Origin of the sequence: Olsenella sp. An188 (genome assembly GCF_002160255.1) — a bacterium.
Taxonomy (GTDB): domain Bacteria; phylum Actinomycetota; class Coriobacteriia; order Coriobacteriales; family Atopobiaceae; genus Thermophilibacter; species Thermophilibacter avistercoris.
Genome location: NZ_NFKF01000003.1, coordinates 281,235 through 288,762, shown reverse-complemented (window position 1 = coordinate 288,762; position 7,528 = coordinate 281,235). Strand labels below are relative to the sequence as shown.

The following is a 7,528-nucleotide window of genomic DNA, read 5'->3' as shown; positions in this document are numbered from 1 at the left end:
GGCGGGACGAGCGCTGGCAGATTGCCCAGCTTCTTCCAGTTAAGAGAACACGAGCGCACCCTGATGCCCGTGGCGGTCGCAAGGAATACCTCCAAATTGGCATATGCCCTAAGCTGGTACATAAAGTATCTTGAGCATTCAGCATGTAGGGGATTCATGACGATCAAAACGGGCGTCGCCTTGCCATCGGAGTCGGATATTCCGATAGAACCAGCAAAGCCGTCCATGCCGTGAACGACGAGATCCCCCTTCGAAATGTGCTGATACCCGCTCTCTTGCTCGGCGACGGTGAATCCGTCCTCACGCCGGTTTCTACGCAGCGTGACTTCCCCGTCGCGAAAGCACGTGATGATTTCGTCGCCGTCTCGCGCAGGGCGCTCCACCTCTTTGAACACGTGCTTGTAGGGCATCACGCGCCAACTGGTGGGCACCTCGGGAATCCAGTCGATTCCGCTGTCAGCCATTTCGCGCATGTTATTCACCGCCTACGAGCGTAGCAAGCGTTGCGCTAGCTTCAGCCTCGATTTTCAAGACTTCCGCCAGGATGGTCTCGGGATCCTCGGGCTCCTGGTACTTGTAGAAGTAGCGCGTGAAGGGGATCTCCACGCCCGTCTTGATAACCGGCTTCTTCGCAGCGAGGTTCTCGTCGAAGGTCACGTGCGCGTCGGGTACGTATGGGTAGACCTCGCGCTCCATGTACTCGTCGACGTCCTCCAACATGGGAACTCGCTCGGTGTCCTTGGTGCTCTTGTCATATATCACGTCGCCGCGCCGATCCATCTGGATGGGGGCATCATCGTCGCGCTCGGAGAGCGCGCCGACGATCTTGTTGCGCACCGCTGTGGTCACGTCGCAGTCCTTCAAGACCTCACGCAAATGGTCGCCGAACGCCTTGGGATCGACGAAGACCTCGTCAGAGACGCCGAAGCGGAGTGCGTCGACAATTGCGTCGTACGCAGGCCTGCCGCCCATGAGCTTCGCAAGCTTCTTCTGCTCGGAGGGCTTGAGCTCGTCCTTCTCCTGCAGCTTAGAGATGGCCTCCTCGTCCCACACGCCGCTCAACGTTTTTCCTGTAAGCATAGCGTCAATGCGCTCGTCGGTGATGGCGTAGTTGCGCCGCATCGGCTGCATCACCGTGTACTCTCGGTACTCGAACTCGCGATAGTCGTAAATCTGAACACGCGGATCTGTGTCGTCAAACTCGGAATAGAGGCGAACAATCTCCTCGCGATCCTCGCGCGTGAGCTCGTAGCGCTTCTCGCCCTGGTTCTTGCGCATGCTATGCCGTATCTCGGTCGCGTCGATGAGCTGCACCTTGCCCTTGCGCTCAGGTCGCTTGTTCTTCGAGATAACCCACAGGTAAACCGCGATACCGGTGTTGACGAACGAGGACGGCGAGAGCGCGATGATCGCCTCGAGCAGATCCTCCTCGAGCAGCCAGCGGCGCACCTCAGACTCACCCGAGCCGGCGTCGCCGTTGAAGAGTGGCGAGCCGTTCTCAACGATTACAGCACGCCCGTCGTCTGTGAGCTTGTTGACTGCCGCCTGCAGGAAGAGTAGCTGAGAATCGTTCTTCTTCGGGAGGCCAGCTGGCCAGCGGTGCCGCTGACTGTGGCCGGCGTCCTCGCCCGTGACGTATTTCTCCTGATTCGGATCGGACGCACCCTTGCCACCCCACTCGGTCCCGAACGGCGGGTTCATGAACACGAAGCGCACCGACATGTTCGGCCAGCAGTCTTCCATCAATGTGTTCGCCTGACGGAAGTTGGACGAGTCCTGGTTTCGGATGAGCATCTCCGCTAGCCCCACGGCGTACGTCTGCGGCATGACCTCCTGCCCGTAACACTTTACAATCGCGGCAGGGTTGTATCGCCTGATGTAGTTCTCGGCGGCGGTGAGCATGCCGGCTGTGCCCGCCGCTCCGTCGTAGACGGTAATGACCTTGCCGGCGTCATACGTGTCCTCGGCACCCTCAGCAAGGCCGAGCGCGACCATAGTGCGCACAATGTCGCGTGGGGTGTAATACTGACCAGCGTCCACGTTGGAGTAGAAGCGCCCTACAAGGTTCTCGAAGATGCCACCCATACGTGAGCTGTCGAAGTTACTTGGATACAAGTCCATAGTCGCAAAGTTCTGCACGATGGGGAGCAGGCAATTGTGCTCTGCCATGCGTTTAATGTGATCGCGAAGACTCAAGCCTGCAAAGATATCCTGAACGTTATCCGAGAATCCATCGAGGTATGCATAGAGATTAGCTTCCAAATTGTCTACATCGTTTAGCAGCTCTGCAAGCGTGAATCTACTTGTGCAATAGAACTGAAGGCCCGCATCACGACGCAGTGCTCTTGGAGGACGATTTGGGTCGCCATCATACTCGATGAGAACTCTTTCTTTGGTTGACTCTAAAGCGCATTCGAGACGCCTTAACACCGTCATAGGAATAATCACATCACCGTACTTATCGGGCAAATATGTTCCGCGCAACACATTGGCATTTGCCCAGATTTTATTTGCCTCATAGGTAATATCTTCAGTTTCTTCAGACCAATGGATATCAGCCATGTTGATGTTCCTTCCCATCGAGAAGTCTCAGACTATTCCCAGTCGTTTCGTTCTATGTAGTCATTTGCTGCCAGCCTCAAAAATGCCGATAAGCTCAGCCCATGATTCTTGGCAAGTCTTCTAAACCGTTCCTTCTCATTACGCTTCATCGAGACCTGAGATACGACTCGCGATTCATTCAATATGTACGAATGATCATCAATCAATAGATGTTTGTTTGAATTATTCGACACCATCAGGAATACCTTTCTAGCTACGTTATAGCTATATTATAGCTATAACGTAGCTAGAAAATACTTAAGAAGTTGTAGTCCAGACCAGAGATTTAGTTTGTGCGTCCGGACGTAAAGCACGATTAGCCGAATAAAAGGCCGTCCAATTCGGTTGCTAGGTTTTCTGATGACGATGTCCCACAGGAACTGGTCACGTCAAGAGACCTTCATGGCGCTCGCCTTCTATCTGTGCCCTCCTCTTCCCAGGAAGAACTGGGACGACAGCGACGCCGAGATCTAGCTTCTTGCCGGAGAGATCGGGCGCACGGAGTCTACCGTTTGCTTCAAGATCGCCAACCTCAAGGCATGCGACCCAAACCGGACCGGTCTCGGCTTCACCAACGCCGCCGGAATGGACAGACAGGTCATAAGCGAGTACCTCGCCGACCCGGACGCAACCATGTCCGAGGCGATGTGGGAGCTCGAGCAAATCGGGATTCGAATCTCCTGCGACGGAGAGATTGAGGCCTCAGACTCTTCTCGCCCTAGCCAGCCACAGCAGCTCGGGCTGGAGCGCGTCGAGCAGGTTCGCACGCGCGTCAACCAGGACTACTTCCGCAGCGTGCTCCTTGCCAACTACGGTAGCGCCTGCTGTCTCACGGGCATCGACATTCCCGCCCTGCTCACGGCAAGCCACATCAAGCCGTGGGCGGCGGCCACGCCGAGCGAGCGACTCATGTCGTCGAACGGCCTTCTGCTCAACGCGCTTCACGACCGCGCCTTCGACCGCGGCCTCATCACGCTCGACGACCGCTACCGCGTCGTGGTCTCCTCGCACGTGTCGCACACGCCCACGAGCGACCAGTGGCTCTACCCCTTCGACGGGAGGAAGATCGCCCTGCCGGGCAGCGACGAGTCGACCTGGCCAAGCCTCGACTTTATCCACTACTACAACGACTGCGTCTTCGAGCGGTGTGCGTGAGCGTGCAGGGCCGACATTCGGACGGAGATATAACGCTCAACCATGCTCATCTCTCCAGGACACACTTGATTAAAGCGTCTCGTGGAAGCTCCGCCACCTCTCTTCATCGATTTCCCGCTCTTTTCTGCGGATAATATCGCTCAATACTTCCCTGTGATACCTGAAGCGACCATTATGTGGAAGCAAATTCGAAATCGTTTCAATAATTTCAATCTCCTTACGAATAGCTGGCGCAAATCCTTGCTCAATCGAACCAGCATAAGAGGACGAACCAAATGGAAGGACGTCAAGTAGTTTGCCAGCTGAATCGCTGCTCAGCAGCGCAACATATGGTTCCACCCGGCTCATAATCGGGATGTCTGAAAGAACCCTACTGTAATGTTTTGGAATGTTGCCCTTCTCCAACCCGATTCTCAGTTCTTCAAATACAAAAGATGAAACATCGAACTCACCGGCAAGATAGCCGTTGTGAACAAGTAGAAAGTAAACGGCACTGGTTGGATACTTAGCAACATCGGCGAGACGGTGAACAACTTCGCGCATTCTTCTCATCGGATTGCTCAGGCTTGATGCCAGCCCTAGTCGACGAATAATAGCTCGACGCAAGTCATAATCGTCAGTAGCCTCCAGCAACTGAAATAGGCGCCCGATTGGATCCGCTCCTCGCTCATCGAGGTATCTAAACACTGCACCTGAGTAGTCGAAATGAGGATTCTGGATATTGCCTGCGTATATCTCGAGCAAATCGTTCAAATCAGCCCCGAAGCACGCGTCAAGATCGGCAATCGGCTCTCTTGAGTTGGAGAGGGGCAAAAAGAATAGATGCGCGTATCCGGGTTTCTGGAGTAAAGATGGCTTGACTGTTCTACAGTATCTGCTTGCAAAGCCGGAAGTCTTTGATTCGATGCCCATAACTCCATCTATACGCATCAAGACCTGCTCAGATTCCGCCATAAATAGAAGGAAATCTATATCGTTATTTGACGCGATATCAGCCGGCGCCATCTCAATTCCAGCGACGGATAAAGCCGCAAGCCCATGAGAAATCGCCGTATCGAGAAGTAGACGCCATCCGATTCTCTGACCGAGCCTCTCGATAATCCTAGAACCAAGAGATATCTGCTGGTCAGCATTATAAAGATTGCAGAAATAATCGAAAATACCTTCGAGGCTAATGTCAGGCCTATCCTCTGAAAGCAGAGCAATAAAGACCCTGTCAACAAGAGAGCCAGCACTGTATGGGTCTACCTCTCCTTTTCCCCACATCTCTTGGTTGATCTTGAGTACATCCTTATACCTCTGGGAACTCCAGCCGTTAACTGCAGAGAGTATTTCTCCCTCATCTGGATCAAAGCTTTCCATCAACTTCTCGTGGTCGGAATACGCCAAGGGTAGAAGGTTCGACATCGTCTCTTGCTCTTGCAGCGAAAGCGCCTCACAAGCAAGAGAGCAATGGTAAACGAGTTCTAGCTCATCCCTAGAAGTGGGCACAAATCCTGCCGGAATATGCGATACAAACGACCGAATACCATTCTCCAGAAAGAAGCGGACATCCTCCTTGACCGGTTCTTTTTCGACTATCCCGACATGCGGGCAAAGAGCCCGAGCCGCATCGGATTGATAACTTGACAGCTCTAGCAAGCTGCAGAGGAATGCTACTGCGCTGCTTCTAAGCTCAAGAGCGTCTTCCGTTTCCGGCATTCTGATGGTAAGAAAACGAATCGCTCCCCCTTCCTCAGCTTCAGTCGATACGTGGGAAAAGGCCAGGTATTGCTCGCAAAGCTTTAGGCCAAAATACTGCAAGTTTCGAGAGTCAGACTCTTTGTTCATCCTCAGGCTCAGCTCATTGAGGAACCTGCGCTCGCGCAGAAACCCAGTCTCTGCGGAGTGCATAGTTATTGCGAGAGACTCCTCAATGACAGACTTGTAATCCCCTATTTTGAAGCATCCTTTCTGTATGCCATCAAGTAGGACAGAAATCGCATCGGGATAGTGTTTTGAGTCCATCAGCTCACAGAGAATGGCAAGGCTTACTGGAATCTCACCGGTCGCCTGTCTTCCATAATCTCCTTGCTCCGATATCGGAACGTATGAGGACGGCATCCCTCTAATCTCATTGCACGCGAAACAGTAAGCGTCATCTGGTATGAGGGGATGGAGCACATCCATAATTTCACGGCGCTCTGTAATACTATAGGAGCCGGAGTTCATCCAAACTCTTTTACAGTCAGATTTGATTTTTGAAATGGTCTCGTCGTCTCCGAATATAGCGATGAGCACGTTAAGAACTCTGACAACCCTCTGTCTATCACTAAGGACAAACATTGAAATAAACTCATAAAGGTCTATGACGTGCTCTTCAAAAATGGCCTTATAAGTGCAGTAGTCTTGGAGATTCAGCTGCTCGAACTTAACCGCAATAACTCTTTCAGGGCTCTCTAATACATCGAGAATATTACGGTCATGGAGCTTCCTCGCCCTACGTTTCATTTCGGACAGCGGCATTCCCTCTGCTAGCAAGCTCTTATAAGCTGGATCTCCCTCTCTGAAGTCGCACGGAGAATATACGCTCAGATATGACAGCAACATCAAGTCGTCTTGATCAAGCTCATCAATAAGGCCCTTGTAGAAGAGGTCCATTACAGCATGAGCACTCTCAATGCCAGAATAACCATCCCTTTCCGCGCACAATGCCGCCATTATCGCAAGCCTTAAGTTGCCGCGAGCAACCTTCCCGATCTTCTCAAGGAAGTAATGGTTGATAATTCCGAAATTATCCTTCACCAACTCTTCTACAGCCTGATTGTCTAGCGGTTGTAGAGGGTATTCTTCGAGTTTTGCTGAACGACGTAGGGCAGTCAGCAGTGACTTACGCGCGTAGTCCCGCACGGTAAGCACAGCTCGAAGACCTTCGTTCTTCAAAATTACCTCAAGAAGCTCGTCGAGTCCGTCCGATTGCTGCGCGTCATCAACCAAGAGAACGGCATCACCCTCTGAAAGGAACTCGTTTACATCCTCCGCAACACCAGTCCCTCTCACTTTCGATAAAACATATGATGCAACTCGTTTGTCTTGCGCATAGCGGTTAACAAGCTCAAGAGCCAACCTCGTTTTGCCGCATCCAGAAGGACCGTAAATTACAACAATTTGGACTCGTTCAAGAGCATCTCTGAGTTCTTCCAGTTCTTTGGCTCTGTGACGCAACTCTCCCGATTGTGGGGTCGCATAGCCTTTCCTCTCTTCTCGCCTTATCCATTCATCAGGAGTAATAATTGCGTCGACTCCCATACGGACATGCAGAAATTCCGCGGCAAGATCGTGATACTTGTTCGCCAAATCCAATGCGATTGTCTTTGGGCCAATCAATTCGATTCGAGAATCAAGCGCACGAAGCTTGCCTTCTTGTTCTGGAGATAGCCTCCACGCAAGATGACAGCAAATGATTCTCTTGGTGTAGCCATTAGGAACTTGAGACGAAAGACAGTCTTTAATGTCTTTCTCGAGTTTTCTGAAATACCCGTGCTGAGCAGTAGTAAATGCAATGAGAATCGCATCGCAGTCTGTAAGACTGTGTGCATCGGGAATGCCCTCTGTCACTTTATTTGTTCCAGGCTGCGATCCAAGAGTAGCCAAGGACTGAAGGTGAAGCTTGCGGTAAACATATGCCTCAGCAAGTTTTTGAAACGCTCCACCTTCGAGCTGCTTCAGCTCGTTCTCAACTGTGTGCTGTCTCAACATGCATATCCTCTCAGATTCATGTTCGACAAAAGAG

5 protein-coding genes are annotated in these 7,528 nt (G+C 52.1%); 1 reads left to right on the top strand and 4 read right to left on the bottom strand.

Going from position 1 to position 7,528, the window contains the following annotated elements; genetic code table 11:
• The 3 genes from B5F23_RS05400 to B5F23_RS10080 all read right to left on the bottom strand — a co-directional run.
• Nucleotides 1-473, bottom strand: a 473-nt coding sequence (locus B5F23_RS05400) for a restriction endonuclease subunit S (protein ID WP_143786362.1), incomplete at its 3' end; no start/stop codon positions are given.
• Between the two features lies 1 nt (nucleotide 474).
• Nucleotides 475-2,562 (bottom strand): type I restriction-modification system subunit M, encoded by a 2,088-nt coding sequence (locus B5F23_RS05395; protein ID WP_206392286.1) that lies wholly within the window; start codon nucleotides 2,560-2,562, stop codon nucleotides 475-477.
• A 32-nt stretch (nucleotides 2,563-2,594) separates the two neighbouring features.
• Complete coding sequence (locus B5F23_RS10080; protein ID WP_446723479.1) at nucleotides 2,595-2,711, bottom strand: ribbon-helix-helix protein, CopG family; 117 nt, start codon at nucleotides 2,709-2,711, stop codon at nucleotides 2,595-2,597.
• Nucleotides 2,712-3,186: 475 nt separating this feature from the next.
• Here B5F23_RS10080 and B5F23_RS05385 point away from each other — a divergent pair, with 475 nt between their 5' ends.
• The gene (locus B5F23_RS05385) at nucleotides 3,187-3,756 is read left to right on the top strand and encodes an HNH endonuclease (protein WP_206392284.1); all 570 of its coding nucleotides are present in this window, start codon (nucleotides 3,187-3,189) and stop codon (nucleotides 3,754-3,756) included.
• Between the two features lie 69 nt (nucleotides 3,757-3,825).
• Here the strand turns inward: B5F23_RS05385 and B5F23_RS05380 are convergent, their stop codons facing one another.
• Complete coding sequence (locus B5F23_RS05380; protein WP_087352573.1) at nucleotides 3,826-7,494, bottom strand: ATP-binding protein; 3,669 nt, start codon at nucleotides 7,492-7,494, stop codon at nucleotides 3,826-3,828.
• Nucleotides 7,495-7,528 lie beyond the last annotated feature (34 nt).